17 protein-coding genes and 1 pseudogene are annotated in these 22,000 nt (G+C 71.9%); 9 read left to right on the top strand and 9 right to left on the bottom strand.

Annotated features, from left to right (window positions below; genetic code table 11):
• Positions 1 to 344: 344 nt before the first annotated feature.
• From ACU6P3_RS22890 to ACU6P3_RS22875, 4 genes are all read left to right on the top strand, one after another.
• A complete protein-coding gene (locus ACU6P3_RS22890; RefSeq protein WP_447193906.1) occupies positions 345 to 6,857 on the top strand; it encodes an RHS repeat domain-containing protein in 6,513 nt (2,170 codons plus the stop codon).
• Between the two features lie 94 nt (positions 6,858 to 6,951).
• On the top strand, positions 6,952 to 7,347 hold the full coding sequence (locus tag ACU6P3_RS22885; RefSeq protein WP_447193905.1) for a hypothetical protein: 396 nt from the start codon (positions 6,952 to 6,954) through the stop codon (positions 7,345 to 7,347).
• Positions 7,348 to 7,446: 99 nt separating this feature from the next.
• Positions 7,447 to 7,833, top strand: a complete 387-nt coding sequence (locus ACU6P3_RS22880; protein WP_447193904.1) for a hypothetical protein — start codon at positions 7,447 to 7,449, stop codon at positions 7,831 to 7,833.
• A 155-nt stretch (positions 7,834 to 7,988) separates the two neighbouring features.
• Positions 7,989 to 8,567 carry a hypothetical protein gene (locus ACU6P3_RS22875; RefSeq protein WP_447193903.1) on the top strand — a complete coding sequence of 193 codons (579 nt, stop codon included), beginning with the start codon at positions 7,989 to 7,991 and terminating at the stop codon, positions 8,565 to 8,567.
• A gap of 149 nt (positions 8,568 to 8,716) precedes the next feature.
• Here the strand turns inward: ACU6P3_RS22875 and ACU6P3_RS22870 are convergent, their stop codons facing one another.
• On the bottom strand, positions 8,717 to 9,517 hold the full coding sequence (locus ACU6P3_RS22870) for a hypothetical protein (RefSeq protein WP_344270303.1): 801 nt from the start codon (positions 9,515 to 9,517) through the stop codon (positions 8,717 to 8,719).
• A gap of 230 nt (positions 9,518 to 9,747) precedes the next feature.
• On the opposite strand from ACU6P3_RS22870, the gene ACU6P3_RS22865 reads away from it, so the two are divergent.
• From ACU6P3_RS22865 to ACU6P3_RS22855, 3 genes are all read left to right on the top strand, one after another.
• Positions 9,748 to 11,238, top strand: a complete 1,491-nt coding sequence (locus tag ACU6P3_RS22865; RefSeq protein WP_447198022.1) for a magnesium transporter MgtE N-terminal domain-containing protein — start codon at positions 9,748 to 9,750, stop codon at positions 11,236 to 11,238.
• Between the two features lie 55 nt (positions 11,239 to 11,293).
• Positions 11,294 to 11,842, top strand: a complete 549-nt coding sequence (locus ACU6P3_RS22860) for a DUF1003 domain-containing protein (protein ID WP_447198021.1) — start codon at positions 11,294 to 11,296, stop codon at positions 11,840 to 11,842.
• Between the two features lie 81 nt (positions 11,843 to 11,923).
• Positions 11,924 to 13,084, top strand: coding sequence for an Mrp/NBP35 family ATP-binding protein (locus ACU6P3_RS22855; RefSeq protein WP_344270295.1), 1,161 nt, complete (start codon positions 11,924 to 11,926; stop codon positions 13,082 to 13,084).
• A gap of 144 nt (positions 13,085 to 13,228) precedes the next feature.
• Here ACU6P3_RS22855 and ACU6P3_RS22850 read toward each other — a convergent pair whose 3' ends face one another.
• The 5 genes from ACU6P3_RS22850 to sigE all read right to left on the bottom strand — a co-directional run bounded on the left by ACU6P3_RS22850 (position 13,229) and on the right by sigE (position 18,500).
• Positions 13,229 to 13,900 (bottom strand): hypothetical protein, encoded by a 672-nt coding sequence (locus ACU6P3_RS22850; RefSeq protein ID WP_447193902.1) that lies wholly within the window; start codon positions 13,898 to 13,900, stop codon positions 13,229 to 13,231.
• A 118-nt stretch (positions 13,901 to 14,018) separates the two neighbouring features.
• Complete coding sequence (locus ACU6P3_RS22845) at positions 14,019 to 14,561, bottom strand: sec-independent translocase (RefSeq protein WP_447193901.1); 543 nt, start codon at positions 14,559 to 14,561, stop codon at positions 14,019 to 14,021.
• Between the two features lie 175 nt (positions 14,562 to 14,736).
• Positions 14,737 to 16,713 carry a S1C family serine protease gene (locus ACU6P3_RS22840; RefSeq protein WP_447193900.1) on the bottom strand — a complete coding sequence of 659 codons (1,977 nt, stop codon included), beginning with the start codon at positions 16,711 to 16,713 and terminating at the stop codon, positions 14,737 to 14,739.
• A gap of 147 nt (positions 16,714 to 16,860) precedes the next feature.
• On the bottom strand, positions 16,861 to 17,745 hold the full coding sequence (locus ACU6P3_RS22835; protein WP_447193899.1) for a zf-HC2 domain-containing protein: 885 nt from the start codon (positions 17,743 to 17,745) through the stop codon (positions 16,861 to 16,863).
• A complete protein-coding gene (sigE, locus tag ACU6P3_RS22830; RefSeq protein ID WP_447193898.1) occupies positions 17,742 to 18,500 on the bottom strand; it encodes an RNA polymerase sigma factor SigE in 759 nt (252 codons plus the stop codon). The genes ACU6P3_RS22835 and sigE overlap by 4 nt, the downstream gene beginning before the upstream one ends.
• 142 nt (positions 18,501 to 18,642) lie before the next feature.
• Here sigE and ACU6P3_RS22825 point away from each other — a divergent pair.
• A pseudogene (locus ACU6P3_RS22825) lies at positions 18,643 to 19,306 on the top strand (O-methyltransferase).
• A 274-nt stretch (positions 19,307 to 19,580) separates the two neighbouring features.
• Here the strand turns inward: ACU6P3_RS22825 and ACU6P3_RS22820 are convergent.
• Positions 19,581 to 19,748: a DUF3117 domain-containing protein gene (locus ACU6P3_RS22820; protein WP_003966491.1), complete on the bottom strand. Its 168-nt coding sequence runs from the start codon at positions 19,746 to 19,748 to the stop codon at positions 19,581 to 19,583.
• Positions 19,749 to 20,061: 313 nt separating this feature from the next.
• Here ACU6P3_RS22820 and chcB point away from each other — a divergent pair, with 313 nt between their 5' ends.
• Positions 20,062 to 20,865 carry a 2-cyclohexenylcarbonyl CoA isomerase gene (gene chcB / locus ACU6P3_RS22815; protein ID WP_447193897.1) on the top strand — a complete coding sequence of 268 codons (804 nt, stop codon included), beginning with the start codon at positions 20,062 to 20,064 and terminating at the stop codon, positions 20,863 to 20,865.
• Positions 20,866 to 20,977: 112 nt separating this feature from the next.
• On the opposite strand, the gene ACU6P3_RS22810 is transcribed toward chcB, so the two are convergent.
• A complete protein-coding gene (locus ACU6P3_RS22810; RefSeq protein ID WP_447193896.1) occupies positions 20,978 to 21,571 on the bottom strand; it encodes a DNA-3-methyladenine glycosylase I in 594 nt (197 codons plus the stop codon).
• Complete coding sequence (locus ACU6P3_RS22805) at positions 21,568 to 21,921, bottom strand: hypothetical protein (protein WP_030754799.1); 354 nt, start codon at positions 21,919 to 21,921, stop codon at positions 21,568 to 21,570. The genes ACU6P3_RS22810 and ACU6P3_RS22805 overlap by 4 nt, the downstream gene beginning before the upstream one ends.
• Between the last annotated feature and the right edge of the window lie 79 nt (positions 21,922 to 22,000).

The raw sequence follows: 22,000 nt of genomic DNA, 5'->3' as shown, positions 1-22,000 counted from the left end.
CGCTTCGCCGGGTCGCCCCCGTTGAGCGGCGTCCCCCGAAGCCCGAAAACCTTGTGAATGAACGGTGGCTGGATTCAGACGGGGGAACACAACGCAAGCCGACCGGCGCATCTACCCGGCATGCCCCGTCAATTCAGGCATTCCGTTTGTGCAGATACCCCGGCAGCGATCCAACTTCCCCCTGTCCACGCGACTTTACACGTTCCATCAACACCCCATGAGCACGTACTCTTCACAGCTGGTTGCAACTTCACTACCTAGGGGGAAGCGTGAAGGACCCTTCCGGCCACGTCGCGAGACGCGCGCACGGCGCGCGATACCGACGCCGAAGAAAATGGACAAAGGTGACTTCTGTTATCACCTCCTCCATACTTCTCGGTGGATTCCTGAGCGCCGAGACCGCCTTCGCGGTCGGCGGAAAGCTCTCTCTGCGGGACATCGACCGCACCGATCCCGTCCCGGTCACTCCGGTCGGCACGGAACGCCCCGGCGGCCGGGACGACGCCGCGCGGGACTCGCGCAAGGCCGCGCCCGGCGTCACCTGGCCCGCCGCCGGCACGGCGGAGGTCCGGCTCGACGGCAGCGGGAACACGCCACAGCGGGCGGGGCAGCTGCCGGTACGGATCGGCCGGACCGAGACCGGTCCCACCGACAAGACCCGTACGGCGGCGGGCCGTTCCGACGGCACCGGCGGACCCGGCGGCAGAGGCCGGTCCGACGACACCGGCCGTGCCAAGGACACCGGCCGTTCCGGCGCGTCCGGACGGGCCGCCGCGCCCGGGGCCGCCCAGGTCCAGGTCCTGGACCGGAAGGCCGCCGACCGTCTCGGCATCGACGGCGTCCTGCTCGCCGTACGCGCGAAGGACGGCGGCGAGGACGCCTCCGTGCGGGTCTCCCTCGACTACTCGAAGTTCGAGCACGCCTTCGGCGCCGGCTGGGCCTCCCGGCTCTCCCTGGTCCGGCTGCCGTCCTGCGCGCTGGAATCCGCCGGGACCGAGGACTGCGGCGCCGGCACGCCGCTCACCACCGAGAACGACGCGGAGGCCAGGACGCTGACGGCGGACGTACCCGTCGACGCCACGGCCGGCGGGTCCGAGGCCGAGGCCGGCGCGTCCGACGCGCCGGTACGGCCCGCGGCCCGCGGCGCGCGCTCGCTCACCGGACTCGCCGCGGGCTCCGGCGTCACCCTGCTGGCGGCGACGGCCGGCCCGTCCGGCTCGTCCGGCGACTACAAGGCCACCCCGCTCAGCCCTTCCGGCAACTGGGTGGCCGGCGACTCCTCCGGCACCTTCGGCTGGGCGTACGAGATCCAGACCCCGGAGGTCCCGGGCGGTCTGGAGCCGGAGCTGAACCTCGGCTACTCCTCCCAGTCGCTGGACGGCCGCACGGCGGCCACCAACAACCAGGCCAACGCCATCGGTGACGGCTGGGCGCTGACGGAGAACTACATCGAGCGCCGCTACCTCCCGTGCAACGAGGACATGGCGAACGGCAACAACAAGGCCAAGAACGGCGATCTGTGCTACGGCCCGGAGAACGCCACCATGTCGCTCGACGGCCAGTCCCACGAGCTGGTGCGGGACGACAAGACCGGCACCTGGAAGCTCAAGGACGACGACGGCACCCGGATCGAACTGCTCGCCGACACCGCCCGCGGCAACGGTGACAACGATGGCGAGCACTGGCGCGTCACCACGACCGACGGCACGCAGTACCACTTCGGCTACAACCGGCTGCCCGGCTGGTCGTCGGGCAAGGCGGAGACCAACTCCACCTGGACCGTGCCGGTGTACGGCAACCAGAGCGGCGAGCCCTGCTACAAGAGCGTCTTCGCCGACTCCTGGTGCCGGCAGGCGTGGCGCTGGAACCTCGACTACGTCGTCGACACCAACGCCAACGCCACGGCGTACTACTACAACGCCGAGAAGAATCGTTACGGCCGCAATGTCTCCGCGACCACCGGCCTCGGCACCCCGACCGAGTACACCCGGGGCGGCCACCCCGACCGCATCGAGTACGGTCTGCGCTCCGACAACCTGTACGCGGCCGACGCCGCCGCGGCGAAGGTCGAATTCACGGTCGCCGAGCGGTGCCTGCCCGACGCCTCCTTCGACTGCGCCCCGGCGAAGATGACCACGGCCAACGCCAAGCGCTGGCCCGACGTCCCGGTCGACCAGGAGTGCAAGGCGGGCGAGGACTGCAAGAACCGGATCGCGCCCACCTTCTGGACCACCAAGCGGCTGACGAGGATCACCACCACGGTGCTCTCCGGATCCGGCGCCGGCGCCTCCTACCAGCCGGTCGACTCGTGGGAGTTCCGCCACGAGCTGCCCGACCCGGGCGACGGTTCCCCCGCCTCCCTGTGGCTGGCGGGCATCACCCGGACCGGCCACACGGGCGGCAGCCCACAGTCCCTGCCCGAGATCACCTTCAAGGGCACGCAGCTGGCCAACCGCGTGGACAGCACCGGTGACGGCATCCCGCCGCTGGTCCGCTACCGCGTGGGCCAGATCGACACCGAGACCGGCGGCTCCCTCGGAATCACCTACTCCGCCCCCGACTGCACCCCCGGCTCCCTGCCCGCCGAGACCTCCAACACCCGGCGCTGCTACCCGGTCTACTGGTCCTCCGCGGACTCCCCCGCGGCCGACTACAAGCCGGTGAAGGACTGGTTCCACAAGTACGTCGTCACCCGGGTCCTGGAGAACGACCTGGTCGGCGGCTCGCCCACCGAGCAGACCGACTACACGTACGTGGGCGGCGCGGCCTGGGCGAAGAGCGAGGACGAGTTCACCAAGGCCGAGCACCGCACGTACAGCGACTACCGGGGCTACGGCGAGGTCCGTACCCAGGACGGGAACGGCGTCGACGGCCCGAAGCTGGACAGCCGCACCCGCTACTTCCGCGGCATCGCGGGCGCCAAGGTCGCCGACTTCGAGGGCAACGAGGTCGCCGACCACGCGTCCTTCCAGGCCATGGAGCGCGCCGAGATCACCTACAACGGCGCGGAGGTGGTCTCCGAGGAGACCTCCACCCCGTGGCGCTCGGCGGTCACGGCCACCCGGGCCCGCCCCGGGCTGCCCGCGCTGGAGTCGGACATGACCGGCGTACAGCAGGAGACCACCCGTAGCCCGGCCAAGGGCGGCGGCTGGCAGCGCACGAAGACGGAGCGGACCTTCGACGCGTACGGCATGGTCGTCACCGAGACCGACCACGGTGACACGTCGAAGAGCGGCGACGAGACCTGCGACACCACCACCTACGCCCGGAACACGGCGGCCAACATCCTGGAGCTGGAGGCCACGGAGAAGAGCACGGCCGGCACCTGTGCCGCGCCGGGCGAGCCGATCTCCGAGAACCGCAGCTACTACGACGGCTCCACCACCCTGGGCGCGGCCCCGACGAAGGGCAACGCCACCCGGGAGGACGAGAACGACGCGGAGGGCACGGGCTTCTTCACCGCGGCGCGCACCACGTACGACCTCTACGGGCGCCCGCTCGCGGTGACGGACTCGCAGAACCGGACGATGACCACGGAGTACGTCCCTGCCACGGGCACGCCGACGTCCATCGTCACCACCAACCCGCTCGGCCACACCCTGACCACGGAGATCGACCCGCGGCGCGGGGTGCCGGCCGCCGAGGTGGACGCCAACGGCAAGCGGACCGAGCTGGGGTACGACGCGCTCGGCCGGCTGACCGGCATCTGGGAGCCCGGCCGCACCAAGGCCAGGTTCCCCGACCACCCCGACGCCGGCTACTCCTACCGGATCTCGACCACGGAACCGCCCGTCGTCACCACGCGCGAGCTGCGCGGGGACGGGTCCACGGAGACGAGTCACGAGATCTACGACGGTCTGCTGCGCGAACGCCAGACCCAGGTCCCCTCGCTCAGCGGCACCGGCCGGGTGCTGACCGAGACCCTGTACGACTCGCGCGGACTGGAGTGGAAGTCGTACGACGACTACTACGCCACCGGCGACCCGGAGCCGAAGCTGGTGGCCGGCGACGACACCAAGGCCCCGGCCGCGGTCCGCACGGTGTACGACGCCGCCGGGCGCCCCACCGACGCCATCGCCCTGAAGTACGGCACGGAGACGCGCCGGACGAGGACGGTGTACGACGGCAACCACACCACGCTGATCCCCCCGAAGGGCGGGACGGCGAGCACCACGGTCACGGACCCGCAGGACCGGCCGGTGGAGGTCGTCGAGTACACGAACGAGGCGCGCACCGCCTCGCAGTCCATCACGTACGCCTATGACGAGCGGGGTCTGCTGAAGACGGTCACCGACCCGGCAGGCAACGTACGGAAGTTCGAATACGACGGGCGCGGCCGGGAGACCCGCGCCGACGACCCCGACAGCGGCACGCTGCGCACGTCGTACGACTCGCTGGACCGGCCGGTGTCCACGACGGACGCCCGGGGCGTGACCCTGACCGCCGGCTACGACGAACTGGGCCGCAGGACCTCGCTCCGCGAGGGCGACAAGGTTCTGTCCGAGTGGACGTACGACACGGTCGCCAAGGGCGAGATCAGCGAGTCGCGGCGGTACGTGGACGGCCACGCCTACACCCAGAGGATCACCGGATACACGGACGACTACCTCCCCACCAAGGTGGAGGTCACCGTCCCCGAGTCGGAGGGCGCCCTCGCCGGCACCTACTCCATCGGCTACGCCTACGACCTGTACACCGGCCTGCCGACGGCGGTCAACCAGCCGCCGCTCGGAGGCATGCCGGCCGAGCGCGTGGTCACCCGCTACGGCGCGGACGACCAGGCGCAGGGCCTGACGGCGGGCGCCCGGATCCTGGTGAACTCGTCCACGTACGACCCGTTCGGACGGCCACTGCGGACCGAGTACAACGACGCGGCCCGGCGCCTGTACCGGACCGCGTCGTACGACGAGCACACCGGTGAGCTGCTGCGCACGACGACGGACCGCACGGCGGCGCCGAGCCGGGTGGACGACACCACATACGGCTACGACGCGGCGGGCAACGTCACCCGGATCACCACCGTGACCGGCCAGGACGCCGCGAAGCAGACGGACACGCAGTGCTTCACCATGGACGCCCTCCAGCGGCTCACCGAGGCGTGGACGTCCAGGGAGGACTGCGCGGCGGCCCCCGACCCGTCGAACGTGGGCGGGCCGAAGCCGTACTGGCTGTCGTACAGCTATGACGCGCTGGGCAACCGGACGAAGGAGGTCCGCCACGACGTCGGCGCGGCGGGCACGTCGGGCACCGCGGGCTCGGCCGCCGCGGTCGGCACGGCCGGCGCGGCGGGCGACGGCCCCGGGGACGCGGTCCGTACGTACGCCTACGGGAAGCCGGACGGCGCCAAGCCGGCCGCGGTGACGTCGGTGCGCACGGAGCGCGGCGGTGTCACGACGAGCACGGACACGTTCGGCTACGACGCGATGGGCAACACGACCACGCGCAAGACGGACGGCCGGGACCAGACGCTGGTCTGGGACGCGGAGAACCAGCTCGTGAAGGTCCAGGAGGCGGGCCGCGCGGACGTCGAGTACGTCTACGACGCCGATGGCGGCCGGCTGCTCAGGAAGGACCTGACCGGGACCACGCTGTACCTGCCGGGCGGCAACGAACTGCTGCTCCAGCCGGACGGCACGAAGACGGGCACGCGCTACTACGACTTCGACGGCGAGACGGTCGCCGCGCGGACGGGCGGCACGGTCCAGTTCCTCTTCGACGACCACCACGGAACGGCGTCGACCGCGATCGACGCCACCACCCAGGACGTGCTGTACCGCTCGACGGCCCCGTTCGGCGAGGAGCGCGGCTCCCCGTCGGCGAGCCCGGTCACCTGGCCGGTCGACCAGGGCTTCGTGGGCGGCACGAAGGACAGCACGGGCCTGACCCAACTGGGCGCCCGCGCCTACGACCCGAAGCTCGGCCGGTTCCTGAGCGTGGACCCGATGACCGACCTCGGCGAGTCGCAGCGCATGAACGCGTACGCGTACGCCAACAACAACCCGGCGACCTTCTCCGACCCGGACGGCCTGTTCTGGGGCAAGATCAAGAAGGCCGTCAAGAAGGCCGCGAAGAAGGTCACCAAGACGGTCAAGAAGGTCGCCAAGAAGGCCAAGAAGGTCGTCAAGAAGGCGGTCAAGAAGGTCGTCAAGACCGTGAAGAAGGTGGTGAAGAAGGCCACCAAGGTGGTGAAACGGGCGGTCAAGAAGGTCGCCCGGGTGACAAAGAAGGTCATCAAACGCGTCACCTACACGGTCAAGAAATACGCGAAGAAGACCTACCGGGCGGTGAAGAAGACCTACCGGGCGACCAAGTCGGTGGTCAAACGCGCGGGCAGCAAGGTCGCGTCGGCCACCAAACGGGTCGCGAAGGCGACGGCGAGCGGGGTGAAGTCCGCGGCGAAACAGGTCACGCTGCACAGGGTGGCCAAGGTGCTGGGGCATGTGAGCACGATCACTGGCACTGCTGCGGGGCTTTTTGCGATGGTCCCGGTGCTCGCGCCGGCAGCCGCCACGTTCGGCGCGATCTCAGCGGCCACCGGAGTCGCCTCCGCCGGCGCCTACGCCCTCGACGGGGACAAGTCCGCCGCGGTCAGCCAGCTGGCCGGCACGGCCGCAGCCGTGATGCTCGGCGGGGCCGGCTCGACGGTCCGCCTCATCAGGGGCAGCGGCGCCGTCGCCCGAGGGGCACGTACCGCGCTCAGCGACGGACTCGCCGGCGTCGGCGGCAAGTTGATGCAATCGGGCGGCAAGCTCGAAAAGGGGGTCGGAGCGGCATCCATCGGCCTGCACACGACAGCGGCCAACGTGGGCGGCTGGATCGGCCTCCGGGATGATGCGAGGAGCGTCATGGCACGCTGACTCGACACCGGACGGTCGGGGAGGGAGCTCGTTTCCTCCCCGACCGTCCGGTCACCGCTGCCCGCCTCAGCCACCTCTCCTCCAAGGCAGATTCATGATCGACATACCTCGCGAAATAATCTTTTTCGCCTTCATTCTCAGCTACGCCGTATTCTCCCTGGTCTACATACTGCTGACAGCGAACTGGCCCCAACGGTCGGTACTTCTGTTCGGCCTCATTCCAGTCGGCGGCGGCATAGGAATCGGCCTCGGCAAGGGGGAATCGATCGACGTACTGCTCCTCAGCCTGAGCGGCTTCCTCATTACGGTCCCCGTACTGCTTGTCGTGCCTCGTCGCAGGATTTCAATCATTAAAGAGATTTACCGACGCGACGCTGCGGGAGAAAAGGTCGACTGGAAAGAGGCCGAACCACCCACGTGGCTGGTCTGGACCTACGCCTGCGCGATCTGCCTCTGGGCCGTCGTCTCCTTCATCATCACCGGCGGCTGAGGACGACGGCGGCCCTCATCACCCTCAACCCCGGCGACAGTCGGGGCCTCGTGACCCTCCAACTCCCGAGTCGCCTGCCGATCACCAGGAAGGGAAACGTTGCTCGACATCCCGCGTGAAGCCCTCCTTGTCACCTTCATTCTCAGCTACGCCTTCTTCTCCTTGATCTACATACTGCTGACCGTGACCTGGGGTCAGCGTGCCGTTCTTCTGTGGATACTCATACCGCTGGGCGGCGGCATAGGAATCGGCCTCGGGAAAGGCGAATCGATCGACCTGCTCCTCTTCAGCTTCAGCGGTGCCTTTTTCATGTTGCCTCTCCTGCTCCTACTGCCCCGCGGCAAGAGAAAGGAGCTCAACCGGCGCGAAGCCGCCGGTGAAAAGGTCGACTGGAAAGAAGGTGAGCCACCGACGTGGGCGGTGTGGACCTTCACCTGCGCGATCTGCCTCTGGGCCGTCGTCTCCTTCATCGTCACCGGCGGATGAACGCGGAAGAGAACCGGTGGCCCGGGCGGGCCGTGTCCGCAGTCCCCGGTTCTGGGGCACCTTCTGTGTTCTCGGTTGCGCTCGGCGCCCGTCGGGGCGCGCAGGGAGCACCTCACGAGGCAGGCCGGGCGGCGGGTGGCCGATAGGCTTTGGGCATGACAGATCCGCAGCTCGGCCCGGCGCTCGTCGAGGAGGCCACGAAGAAGTCCGGCCTGATCTGGGTCCAGGGCTCGGGGCCCGCCCGGGCGCTCTGGCACGTGTGGCACGACGGCGCGGCCCTGCTGGTGGGGGACGGGCCCGGGGAGCAGCCGCTGCCGGGGCTGGTGGCCGGGGCGGACGCGCGGGTGACCGTGCGGAGCAAGGACAAGGGCGGCCGGCTCGTCGCCTGGACGGCGGCCGTCTCGGAGCTCGTACCGCGCTCGGAGGAGTGGGAGAGCGCCGTCGCCGAGCTCAAGGGCAAGCGGCTCAACGCGCCGGACGCGGAGACCATGCCGCAGCGCTGGGCGCGGGAGTGCCGGGTGCTGCGTCTGGTGCCCAAGGACGCGATCACCGACCTCCCCGAGGCGTCCGGCGCCGCCGTCCCCCTGCCGACGCCCGCGACCACACGGCAGCCGGTCCCGGCCTCCCTGGGCCGGTTGCTGCTGGGGCGGGGCAAGGGCGGCGGGACCAGGAAGAGCGGCAGGACCGGGAAGAGCGGCAGGACCGGGAAGAGCGGCAAACCCCGGAAGCCCTGACCGGGAAGCGCTGCCCGGTCAGGCCGACTGGTCCGGTTCCGCCCCATCCGGGCCCTGCCGCTCCAGGCCGGGCCCATCCGGTCGAGATCGCCCCGGCCCCGGGCAGTCCGGTCCCGGGCTCTCCGGCCCGGTCCGGGCCTGGGGAGCCCTCAGCGCCTGTCGTCCGAACTCGGCAGCCGGCTCCCGTAGTCCACTGTCTGGGACTTCGTCGGCTCCTCCAGCTCGAAGTCCTTGTTCCAGTCGGCGAGCGTCACCGTCCCCGCGCCGCCCGCCCGCTGGAGTTGCAGCGGGTACGGCGTGCCCTCCAGCGAGACATCGAGCGTCCCGCCACTGCCCTTGGCGCCGTTGACCTTGATGGTCCGTACGCCGCCGAGCGTGTCGCGGTCGCCCTTGGTCAGCTCGCCGTGCAGCGTCAGCAGACCGCCGAGCAGCACCTCCATGTCCGTGAAGCCGCTCAACTGCTTGTACGAGGGGTCGTCCTGCGGAACCTTCACGTACTTGTCCGACAGCTTGCCCGCGGCCGACGCGTCCGCGTCCTTGCCCCCGGCTCCGCCGGACCCGCCGGACCCCTCGCCTTCGTCGCCGTCCGCGTGGCTCCAGAAGCCGGCGTCGGCCTTCAGGTAGAGGGTCTCCCCGATGCGCAGCAGCTGGAAGGTGCTGCTCTTCGAGGTGACGGAACCGAGGCCGCCGTTCTCCTTGAGCTTCATGTTGAGCTTGTACGTCTGCCCCTTGCTCACCAGCGAGCCGGAGAGCCGCACCGCGTCCGCCCCGGCCACCGCCGTCTGCGCCTTCTTCTGGATCTCGGCGGCCGTGAGCTTGCCGACGCCGTTCGTCCCCTTGTCCGGGTCCACTTCTTCGGCGCATCCGGCCACCGGACCGGCCAGCCCGACGCAGAGCGCGGCGGTCAGAACGGCTCTGCGGGTACGGCCGGACGACGGGAGAACGGTCACAGACGCACTGCCTCTCAAACGCGCGTGGGGGTGGCAGACCGCAGCGTACCGGGGCCCGGCGGGGCGCTCGACAGAGAGCCGGGGGTCGGCTCAGCGAAGGCGTGGCACAGCGGTACGGGCTAGCCTGAACCCGTTATCCCGCAGAAAAACCGGACATGCGGCGACCGGAGACGATCTGGCGCGGGAGCGGCCCGGCACGGCGGCACCACCAGGGCGAGGAGGCGCTCGACATGGCGGCAAGCGCCCCTCGTATCTTCGTCTCCCACCTCTCCGGCGTCCCGGTGTTCGACCCCAGCGGCGACCAGGTGGGGCGGGTCCGCGACCTCGTCGCCATGCTGCGGGTCGGCCGCCGCCCGCCGCGGCTGCTGGGTCTGGTGGTGGAGGTGCTCAGCCGGCGCCGGATCTTCCTGCCCATGACCCGGGTCACCGGCATCGAGTCGGGCGAGGTGATCACCACGGGGGTGGTCAACGTACGCCGGTTCCAGCAGCGGCCGACCGAGCGCCTCGTCCTCGGTGAACTGCTCGACCGCCGGGTGCGGCTCGTGGAGACCGGGGAGGAGGTCACGGTCCTCGACATCGCCGTCCAGCAGCTGCCCGCCCGGCGCGACTGGGAGATCGACAAGGTCTTCGTGCGGCGTGGCCGCAAGGGCGGCGCTCTGCACCAGATGACCTCGCGCGCCGCGCTGCCCTGGAAGAGCGGCGGCGGGCGACGGGCGGGTGAGGCGCTGACCGTCGAGTGGTCGGCGGTCACCGGCTTCTCGCTGGAGGAGGAGGGGCAGGGCGCGGAGAGCCTCGTCGCCACCTTCGAACAGCTGCGGCCCGTCGACGTCGCCAACGCCCTGCACCACCTCACCTCCAAACGGCGGGTGGAGGTGGCCTCCGCGCTCGACGACGACCGGCTCGCGGACGTCCTGGAGGAACTGCCCGGGGACGACCAGGTGGAGATCCTGGGGACGCTCAAGGAGGAACGGGCCGCCGACGTCCTGGAGGCGATGGACCCGGACGACGCGGCCGATCTGCTCTCCGAGCTGCCCGAGGACGACAAGGAGCGGCTGCTGACCCTGATGCGGCCCGGGGACGCGGCCGACGTGCGGCGGCTGATGTCGTACGAGGAGCGGACCGCGGGCGGCCTGATGACCACCGACCCGATCGTGCTGCGCCCCGACGCGACGGTGGCGGACGCGCTGGCGCGGGTACGGCAGCAGGACCTCTCCCCCGCGCTCGCGGCCCAGGTGTACGTCTGCCGGCCGCCGGACGAGACGCCGACCGGGAAGTACCTGGGTACGGTGCACTTCCAGCGGCTGCTGCGGGACCCGCCGTACACACTGGTCAGCTCGATCGTGGACAGCGATCTTCCGCCGCTGCCCCCGGACACCGCGCTGCCCGCCGTCACCAGCCACCTCGCGGCGTACAACATGGTCGCGGCGCCCGTCGTGGACGACACGGGGGCGCTGCTGGGCGCGGTGACGGTGGACGACGTGCTCGATCACCTGCTGCCGGACGACTGGCGCGAGACCGGGTACCACGGTCCGGGCGACCAGGGGAATGGCCACGACCAAGGGCCCGGGGACCAAGGGCCGGGGGACAACGGCCCGGGAGACAACGGCCCGGACGGCGGTCCGGGAGACAGCGGACCGGGAAGCCCCGGGCCCGAAGGACACGGCCCCGGCCCCGGAGGACGCGAAGGTCCCGGGCCCGAGGAGGTGACCCGTGGCCGCTGACCGTACGGACCGCGTCGAGCGTTCCCGGGCCGGCCCGGCCACCGGGGCGACCGCGCTGGCGCGCGGCGGCCGGAACCGGCTCGACCAGCCGCGCGCCCCGCAGCGCAAGCTGCTGCCGGAGATCGACCCGGAGGCGTTCGGACGGCTGTCGGAGCGGGTCGCCCGGTTCCTGGGCACGGGCCGGTTCATCGCCTGGATGACGGTCATCGTCGTCCTGTGGGTCGCCTGGAACGTCGCCGCGCCCGACCGTCTGCGCTTCGACCCCTTCCCGTTCATCTTCCTCACGCTGGCGCTGTCCCTCCAGGCCTCGTACGCCGCGCCGTTGATCCTGCTGGCGCAGTACCGCCAGACCGACCGCGACCGGGTCACCCTGGAGCAGGAGCGCCGGCAGAACGAGCGCTCCATCGCCGACACCGAGTACCTGACGCGGGAGATCGCTGCGCTGCGGATCGGGCTGGGCGAGGTCGCGACCCGGGACTGGATCCGTGACGAGCTGGGGACGATGGTGCGGGAGATGGCCGAGCACCGTGTCGTCTTCCCCCTGGAGAGCGGGCACCCGCCTCCCGGGGAGGCCGGTCCGGCACGCACCGACACCGATCGCTGACGACCGCCGACGGCCACCGGCGTCCCCCTGCGGCCGCCGACGGCTTGCCTGACCTGGACGCGGGCGCCGTACCATCTCCGTATGGCTACCGACACGTACGGAACCGCCGTCCCCGCGGAAGAGGCGGTGCGCGAAGCGCTGGCGACGGTGAACGACCCCGAGATCCACCGGCCGATCACCGACCTCGGCATGGTGAAATCGGTGGACATCGGTGCCGACGGTGCCGTGGCCGTCACGGTCTACCTCACGGTCTCCGGCTGCCCGATGCGCGAGACCATCACGCGGAGCGTGTCCGAAGCGGTCTCCCGGGTCGCCGGCGTCACCCGCGTGGACGTGGCGCTGGACGTGATGAGCGACGAGCAGCGGCGCGAGCTGGCGGCCTCGCTGCGCGGCGGCACCGCCGAGCGCGAGGTGCCGTTCGCCAAGCCCGGCTCGCTGACCCGGGTGTACGCGGTCGCGTCGGGCAAGGGCGGGGTCGGCAAGTCCTCGGTGACGGTCAACCTGGCGGCGGCGATGGCGGCCGACGGGCTGAAGGTCGGGGTCGTCGACGCCGACATCTACGGGCACAGCGTGCCGCGGATGCTGGGGACGGACGGCAAGCCCACCCAGGTCGAGAACATGATCATGCCGCCGTCCTCGAACGGCGTGAAGGTGATCTCCATCGGGATGTTCACGCCGGGCAACACGCCGGTGGTCTGGCGCGGTCCGATGCTGCACCGCGCGCTCCAGCAGTTCCTCGCGGACGTCTACTGGGGCGATCTGGACGTACTGCTGCTCGACCTGCCGCCGGGCACGGGCGACATCGCCATCTCGGTCGCCCAGCTGGTGCCGAACGCGGAGATCCTGGTGGTCACCACCCCGCAGCAGGCCGCGGCCGAGGTGGCGGAGCGGGCCGGCTCGATCGCCGTGCAGACCCATCAGAAGATCGTCGGTGTGGTCGAGAACATGTCGGGCCTGCCCTGCCCGCACTGCGACGAGATGATCGACGTGTTCGGCACGGGCGGCGGCGCGCTGGTCGCCGAGGGCCTGACGCGGACGACCGGCGCGACGGTGCCGGTGCTGGGCGCGATCCCGATCGACGTGCGGCTGCGGGAGGGCGGCGACGCGGGCAAGCCGATCGTGCTCTCCGACCCGGACTCCCCGGCGGCGACGGCGCTGCGGGAGGTCGCGGGCAAGCTGGGCGGCCGGCAGCGCGGCCTGGCGGGCATGTCGCTGGGGATCACCCCGCGCAACAAGTTCTGAGCGCGTGCGGGCGTGGACGCGTGAGCGCGTAGGACCGTGAACCGGACGCGGGGAAACGTATACGGGTCAGGGGCGGTCGCCACATCCATGGCGACCGCCCCTGACCCGTACGGGGCCGAGCCTACGAAGCGCTCGTGGGGCGTGCTACGCGTCGTGCGCGTACGACCTGATGTCGGCGATCGCGGAGAAGGCGAGCCCGTACGCGCTCATCCCGCGCCCGTAGGCCCCCAGGTGCACCCCGTTCCCCGGTGACCCCGCCAGCACCCAGCCGAACTCCGACTCCCGGTAGTGGAAGTGCGTCGGCTTCCCGTCGACCGGCAGCGACAGCGACGACCAGGCCGGCCCGTCCAGCTGGTCGGCCAGCTCGAACGCGGCCTCCGTCTGCTGCTTCAGCCAGTCGTCACGCAGGGCGTGGTCCAGCTGGGCGGGCCAGGTGACGGCCAGCAGCCCCGCCCCGGCCAGCCAGGCCGCCGAGGCGGCCGTGGTCGCGTCCAGGCGGCCCCTGCCGTCGCAGTCGTCGTCCTCGGGGCCCTCGGCCACCGTGACGACCGCCGTGAACCGCTCCCTGTCGTCGCCCGAGGCGTCCGGTCTTATCGACGGCTCCTCGCCGTGGCCGGTGGATCCGTGCCGGACCGTGCCGTCGGCGGTCGCGCCGACCTGCATCAGCCAGCGCGGGCCGGTGAACGCCTCGTCCAGTCCGTACCAGGGAAATGACGCGCGCAGATAGTCGGCGACCGGCCGGCGGCCCGGCTGCGCGCCACCGGTGGTGGGTGAAGTGGTGGCGCTGTGCGCCCCCGCCCGACTCGTCGTCTCCATCTGGACGGCGCCTCCTCGATCTCGTACGCCCGGCAGCGGCCCGCCCCTGACGGGCGCCTGACTGCCGGACAGATGGAGGATAGCCACCCGCCCCCCGAGTAGTCGGGATAGGCGGCGCTCAGGTGGCGTCTGCGTCGAAAGGCGTCCTGGGGGGCTGAGCCGGCTCGTCGCTCTTCTTGAGCGGATCAGGTGTGCTCGCGGGCTTCTTGAGCAGGTCGGGCGTACCCGAGGACTTCTTGAGCAGGTCCGGCGTACCCGAACCGGAGGAGCCGCCGCCGGCCGTGGCCGCCGCGGCGGCGGCCGTCGCGGCCTCCGCGACGGCGGGTTCGCTCTCCCGGCCGTTCACCGCGTCCGCGACGTCGTTGATCTCCTGGCGCAGGTCGAAGCTGCTGCGGATCTCCTTGAGTCCGAACTCGTCGTCCTCGCTCATCAGCTGCTTGCGCACGAAGTTCTTGGGGTTGAGGTCCTCGAAGTCGAAGTCCTTGAACTCGGGCCCCAGCTCGGAGCGGATGTCCTCCTTCGCGTTCTCCGAGAAGGTGCGCACCTTCCGGATGAAGCGGGAGACGTCCTGGATCACCTTGGGCAGCTTCTCCGGACCGAAGACGAGGATCGCGAGGACCACGATCGTGACCAGCTCAAGGCCGCCGATGTCATTGAACACCTTGCTGCTCCTTGGTCGTCCTGGGGCCGAATGGGTCGAGGGTCCGGGCCGCACCACGGTACCCGCCCGAGCTGTCCGGACGGTACCTCCGGGTGACCATCCGGTGCTGGACGCGAGCCGTCGGCCGCCGCGCGACCCGGCCGCGTCAGCCACCGCCGGCCGTCGTCGGCCACCGTCAGCCGCTGTTCGCCGAACCCAGGGTCAGTGTGACGGTACGCTCCTCGCCGCCGCGCACCAGGGTGAGCTGCAGCCGGTCCCCGGGGCGGTGGGCGCGGATCTTGACGATCAGCTCCTCGCCGCCGTGCACCCGCTGGTCGTCCACCGCGGTGATGACGTCCCCGGGCCTGATCCCGGCCCGGGCGCCGGGGCCGCCGGTGGTGACGGAGGGACCGCCGTCGGCGGCCTTCGCCCCGACCTTGGCGCCGTCCCCCGCGTACTCCATGTCGAGGCTGACCCCGATCACCGGATGGGTCGCCCTGCCGGTGTTGATCAGCTCTTCGGCGACGCGTTTGCCCTGGTTGATGGGGATCGCGAAGCCCAGCCCGATCGACCCCGACTGGCCGCCGCCCAGGCCGGTGCCGTTGTCCGCGGCGCGGATGGCGCTGTTGATGCCGATGACCCGGGCCCGGGCGTCGACCAGCGGGCCGCCCGAGTTGCCGGGGTTGATCGGGGCGTCGGTCTGGAGGGCGTCGACGTAGCTGATGTCGCTGCCGTCGCCCTTCTCGCCGCCCGCGGTGATGGGGCGTTCCTTGGCGCTGATGATCCCGGAGGTCACCGTGTTGGACAGGTCGAACGGCGCCCCTATGGCCACGACCGGGTCACCGACCTGGACGTTGTCGGAGTTGCCCAGCGGGAGGGGCGTGAGCCCGGAGACGCCGGTGACCTTGACGACGGCGAGGTCGTAGCCGCTGTCCTTGCCCACGAGCTTGGCCCGCGCGGTCTCGCCGCCGCTGAACGTGACGGATATCTCGCCGCCGGAGGAGGCCGGGGAGACGACGTGGTTGTTGGTCAGGATGTGTCCCTGCCGGTCGAGGACGAAGCCCGTTCCGGTGCCCTGCTCGCCGCCGCCGCTGACATGGAGGGTGACGACGCCGGGCAGCGCGCTGGCCGCGATGCCCGCGACGCTGTCGGGTGCTCGGCCGCCCGCGTCACGTCCGGCCTGCGGGAGTTCGACGCGACTGAAACCGCCGTTGCGCTCGATGTACGCGCCGACCGCGCCACCGGCGACGCACGCGGCCATCGCGAGCACCGCCGTGACGACGAGCCCGGCCCGCCGCCGCTGGGGGCGCGGCTCGCCGTACCGGGGCCCGTACTGGGTCAGGGGCTGCCGGCCGACGGCGGCGGGGCTGCTCCACGGGTCGTACCGGAGCCATGGGGAGGGCTGGGGCTGGTGCGGTGACTGCGGCTGCCCTTGAGCCGGGGCCGGGGCGGATGCCGGGGCCGCGGCCTGAGCCGGGGCGGACGCCGGAATCTGTGTCGTGGCCGGCGCGGGCCCGGGGATCTGGCCGTGAGCCGGCCGCGGTGGCTGGACGGCGCTCTGTGCCTGCGCGGGGGGCGCGTAGGGGCCCGGGGGCTGTCCGTCGCCGTTCGGCCCGTACTGACCGGCGTACGACGGCAGCGGGGTGCCGTGCGCGGGCGTGGGGAACTGGACGGGCGGGGCGGGTGCCCAGGGACCGGGGCCGCCATAAGGCGGCGTGCTGTACTCGTCGGGCTCGTGCAACGGCCGCGGGCGCTGCCGCGCCGGTACGCCGCCCCCGTCGGCCGGGGAGTCTCCGGGCCCCGCGGTGCCCGGGCCGGAAGCCGGCGGGGCAGCGGGGATCTCGAAAGCCGGGGCCGAGGTCGAGGCCGGATCCGGAGCCGAGGTCAGGGCAGGGGCCGGGGGTTCGGACGGCGCCGGTGTCTCGGGCGGCGCTCCGGCTCCCGAGTCGGCGGCGGGCCCGGACGGTGAAGCCGAGGAGGAACGAGCCTGACGATCCGTCGCCTCTGCCGCACCCGCCGCGCCGGCCGCCGCTGCCGCGTCTTCCGGAACGCGAACGCCGGAGGAACCTGACGCGCCGTCACCGTACGGCTGAGGCCCGCCCGTTGCCATGGGATCCGTCGCGGGACGGCTCCACCACTTCGCCTTGGGTCCCGTGGGCTGCCCGTCGTCCATGCTCTCCCCGCACCTGCCGTTCCGCGCCGCACCGGGCGCCCCTGCGAGGATTCAACCAGGTTTACGAATGTCCGCGCAGGGCCCTGTTCGAACCGCCCCGTCGTCGCCGGACGCACGCCATGAACGGCCCCGCGGGGCGGAGCCCGGTCAGCGGCGGGTGGAAATCGGCAGGCCCGGCCGGGTGGGGGCGGCCATCTGCGTGGGGCTGGGCGTGACGGTGGGGCTGACCACGGACGGCGCGTCGACCTGCACGGCGGGGCCGGCCGGCTGGATCAGCGCCCCGGCCGCCGTGCCGGGTGTCAGCCCCGCCGGGACCATGGGATCGGAGAGCGGCTCGGTGCGGAAAACGCCGGGCGGGGCCGTGGCCGCCGGGCGGTCCACGGACTGCGGCGCCCGGCCGCTTCCGCTGTTCCCCCCGCCGCCGGTCTGGCGCCGGGCCGAGTCGCCGCTCACGGAGGCGGGAAGCGTGCCGGGCGCGCGCATCGGCGTCACGTTGTTGCCCGCGCCCCGGGGGAGCACATCGGCCGAGCCCAGCGGCATCGCCCCGCCGAGGGCCATCGCCGCGAACGAGACCGCGCTGGCCGCCGCGAACGCGAACCGTCGGCCGCGCCACGGCGAGCGCTCCGCTTCCTGCCGACCCACCTCGTGGATGCGGAAGCCGGAGCCACGGGGCAGCACCGCCGCGGAGGCACCGGCCGGGAGATAACCGAAACCGTCCGTCCGGACACCGAAAACGCCGTCACCGAAGCGCCCCCCGTCGAACAGACCTTTTCCGTCGTCGTCATCTCCCGGCAGGCCGCCGGGCAGCGCCTGGAGTCTCGCGAGCAGTCCGGCCGAGGGTTGCGGCGGGGCGCTCTGGGCGAACACGGATTTGAGCCGGCGCTGGGCGTCGGCCTCCGCCTTGCATTTGGCGCAGGTCGCCAGGTGGGCCAGCACGCGCTCGCGCGCGTCATGGTCCAGCTCCCCGTCCACGAGCGCGGCGAGTCGGTCCCCCAGGTGATGCTCGGCGGGGGTCGGGCTTGTGCCACTCACGCCGGCCCGACCTCCCCGGCCACGCCCACGAAGGCGCGCTGCTCGGCCCGGGCCTCGGGGGAACGGTGCTTGAGGGCCTTGCGCAGATGTGAGCGGCCGCGGTGGATCCGGCTGCGGACCGTGCCGAGCTTGACCCCGAGCGTGGCCGCGATCTCCTCGTAGGAGAGCCCCTCGATGTCGCAGAGCACCACCGCCGCCCGGAACTCGGGGGCCAGGGTGTCCAGCGCCTGCTGGACGTCCGCGTCGAAGTGCGTGTCGTGGAAGACCTGTTGGGGCGAGGGCTCGCGGCTGGGCAGCCGCTCCGCCGCGTCGTCGCCGAGCGCGTCGAACCGGATCCGCTGCTTGCGCCGGACCATGTCGAGGAACAGGTTGGTCGTGATGCGGTGCAGCCAGCCCTCGAACGTGCCGGGAGTGTAGGTCGACAGCGAACGGAAGACCCGGACGAAGACTTCCTGGGTCAGATCCTCCGCGTCGTGCTGGTTGCCCGTGAGGCGGTAGGCGAGGCGGTAGACACGTCCGCTGTGCGTGCTGACGATCTCCTCCCAGCTGGGGGGAGTCCACGCCTGCGATTCCGCATCCGATGCGAAGGTCGCGGTCACTGCGGAGTCGTCGGAGCGAGAACGGTCAGCGATGTTGGTCACGGATTTCGGCTCGCCGGCTGACCTGAGAAAGCGCCTCAGCACTCCTCCCCGATCCACAGGCGCAGCCGCACCTCCCCTATCGGCTCTGGTGGTGTCCAGTGGAGCCCCTACCATAGCCACTCCGCCCGTTAGCTCCGGATAAGAATCTTTACGCGAATTTAGGCCCGGCCACCGGCCCCGAACCCGCGCGTTCCACACCCCCTCATAACGCCTGGTCCCATCTGCGGGTTCCCGGGCCCAGCGGATACAGTCACCGTTGCGCCGACAACGGGGACAAGGAGAGGGTCATTACCGCCAACCGGCAGACGAGCTGGGCGTTCGCCGACGCCTTTGTCGCCGAGGACGAAGCACTGCGCTGGGCCCGTGACCGGGCCCGGGAGTCGGGGCTCCGCTCGGTGTCACCGGGCACCGGCGCCGCGCTGCGTCTGCTCGCTGCCGCGCTGGACGCGAAGGCGGTGGCCGAGATCGGCACGGGGACCGGCGTCTCGGGGACGTACCTGCTGCTGGGCATGCGCCCGGACGGGGTCCTGACCACGGTCGACACGGAACCTGAGCGCCAGCAGTTCGCCCGGCAGGCGTTCCGCGCGGCGGGCTTCGCCGGGAACCGTGCCCGCTTCATCCCCGGCCGCGCCCTGGACGTCCTGCCCCGGCTCGCGGACGGCGGGTACGACCTCGTCTTCTGCGACGGCGACCGGCTGGAGTGCCTCGACTATCTCGCCGAATCGCTTCGGCTGCTCAGACCCGGCGGACTCGTCTGTTTCGAGGGCATGTTCGCGGACGGCAGGACGGTGGACGGAGCGGCCCAGCCGGCGGAGGTGCTGCGGGTGCGCGAGCTGCTGCGGGCCGTACGGGAGAGCCAGGATCTGCTGCCGACGCTGCTGCCGGTGGGCGACGGCCTGCTGTGCGCGGTGCGCCGGTAAAGAACGCGCACCGGTAGCGAACGCGCACCGGTCGGCAACGGCAGCGCGGGCAGGAAGCGGCGCGGGCAGTGGCCGGAAGCGGCGCGGGGGAAAGCGGCGCGCGGGCAGCCGCCGGGAGCCGGTGGAGAGCGGTGTGCGGGCGGAGAGCGGCGCACCGGCGGGGCCTGTACGACGGAACGCTGCCCCGGTACGGAGTCTCCCGTACCGGGGCAGCGAACGGTGGTGCTGGATCCGGGGCGCCCGAGCGGACCCCCGAAGGCTGGGAGCGTCCCGCTCAGCCGACGACCTTCTTCAGCGCGTCGCCGAGTGCGTCCGCCTCGTCCGGGGTCAGCTCGACGACAAGCCGACCGCCGCCTTCGAGCGGAACGCGCATGACGATGCCCCGCCCCTCCTTGGTCACCTCGAGCGGGCCGTCGCCCGTTCGCGGCTTCATGGCCGCCATGCTCGTTCCCCTTCCTGAAACCAGCTCATCGCAGCCGGCGGCCCCATGACAGGCGCTGTGTCACCGGCATCGAACACATTGCTTCCAGCCCATTATCCCGCATGGCGGGACCCGATGACCAACATCGGTCGGCATCGCTTGAGCAACGCCCTTTCGCAAAACCACCCAATTCGGGGATCCGCCTGCGATACTTCGCCACCGCGCGTACGGAAGCGGCCGCACTTTCTTGGACGCGGGTCACATGCCCGGGCCCGCGATCTCCGCCATGCTGGGCCCGGACAGGACCGCCGGAGCCGCGAAGGGGACAGGAATCATGGCCGACACCGTGCTGTACGAGGTGACTGACGGACTCGCGACCATCACGATCAACCGGCCCGACGCCATGAACGCGCTGAACGTCGCCGCCAAGGTGGCGCTCCGGGACGCGCTGCTCGCGGCGTCGGCCGACCCCGGTGTACGGAGCGTGCTGCTGACCGGCGCGGGCGAGCGGGCGTTCTGCGTGGGCCAGGACCTCAGGGAGCACACGGCGCTGCTCGCGGCGGAGCGGGAGACCGGTACGAGCACCACGATGAGCACGGTGCGCGAGCACTACAACCCGATCGTGCGGGCGATCGCGGAGATGCCCAAGCCGGTGGTGGCGGGGGTCAACGGCGTCGCGGCGGGGGCGGGCCTCGGCTTCGCCCTCGCCGCGGACTTCCGGGTGGTGGCGGAGACGGCGACGTTCAACACCTCGTTCGCGGGGGTGGCGCTGACCGCGGACTCCGGCGTCTCCTGGACCCTCCCCCGCCTGATCGGCCACGGCCGGGCCGCGGACCTGCTGATGTTCCCGCGCTCCGTGACCGCCGCCGAGGCGCACGGCTGGGGCATGGTGAACCGTCTGGTCCCGCCCGCGGCCCTGCGCGCCGAGGCCACCGCGACCGCCCGCGCCCTGGCCGGGGGCCCGACGTCGGCGTACGCCGCGATCAAGGAGTCGCTGGCGTACGGGGCCGGTCACCCGCTCGCGGCGACGCTGGAGAAGGAGGACGAACTCCAGACGTCGGCGGGCGGGTCGGAGGACCACCGGATCGCGGTCCAGGCGTTCCTGGCGAAGGAGAAGCCGCGGTTCGTGGGCCGCTGAGCCCGTCCCCGCGGGCTCCTGACCGCGCGTACGGACCGACCCCGGCCGGCGGAGGCGCGCCGCTCGCCGCGCCGTCCGCCGGGGGGCGTGGCCACGCGGGGCCCCACACCCGCTACGCCGCGCACTCCGCCCGCGCCACGCACCCCGCCAGGTGGTCGTTCACCAGCCCGCACGCCTGCATCAGCGCGTAGGCCGTCGTCGGCCCCACGAACCGCACGCCCCGCCCCTTCAGCGCCTTCGCCAGCGCCGTCGACTCGTCCGTCACCGCCGGCACGTCCCCCACCGTCCGCGGCGCCGGCCGGCCCGCCGGGTCCGGGGCGTACGACCAGATCAGCGCGTCCAGCCCGCCCTCCGGCCACTGGGCCAGGATCCGCGCGTTCGCCAGGGTCGCGTCGACCTTGGCGCGGTTGCGGATGATGCCCGGGTCCGCCAGCAGCCGCTCCCGGTCCGCGTCGGTGAACTCGGCCACGGACGCGATCTTGAACGAGTCGAACGCCCGGCGGAAGCCCTCACGCCTGCGCAGGATCGTGATCCAGGACAGCCCCGACTGGAACGCCTCCAGACTGAGCCGTTCGAACAGGGCGTCGTCCCCGTGGACCGGACGGCCCCACTCGGAGTCGTGGTACTCCAGGTAGTCCTCGGCGGACAGGCCCCACGGGCAGCGCAGCCGCCCGTCCGGCCCCGGAAGAGCGCTGCCCCCGGTCACCGGTCGGTCTCCTCTCCCGGCTTCTTGAACAGGTCCGCGGACGAGACCGCCGTCGCCTGCGCCCCCGCCAGTGCCGCCTCCAGCTCCGCGATCCGCGCGTCCCGCTCCGCGAGCTCCGCGCCGAGCCGGCCGAGCACGTCGTCCACGTCCGCCATCCGGTAGCCGCGCGCGCCCACCGGCAGCCGGAGCGCCTCCACGTCGGCGCGGCCCAGCGGGCGGTTCAGGGGCAGGGGATCCACCAGTTGCTCGGGAGCGGTCTCCGGCAGGACCGCGCGGTCGCCGCCGCCCACGACCGCCAACGTGACCGCGGCGACCACCACGACCATCGCGATGAGCAAGAACAAGAACACGAGTTTCTCCCCTGGCAGGAAAACGTCCTGTGCCGATCGTGCCATGCGCCACCGACAGCCCCGGCCGCGCCGAGGGGCG

The organism is Streptomyces hebeiensis, from assembly GCF_052983195.1.
The sequence above is the reverse complement of the archived record's forward strand: the minus strand, read 5'-3'. Positions and strand labels throughout refer to the sequence as shown.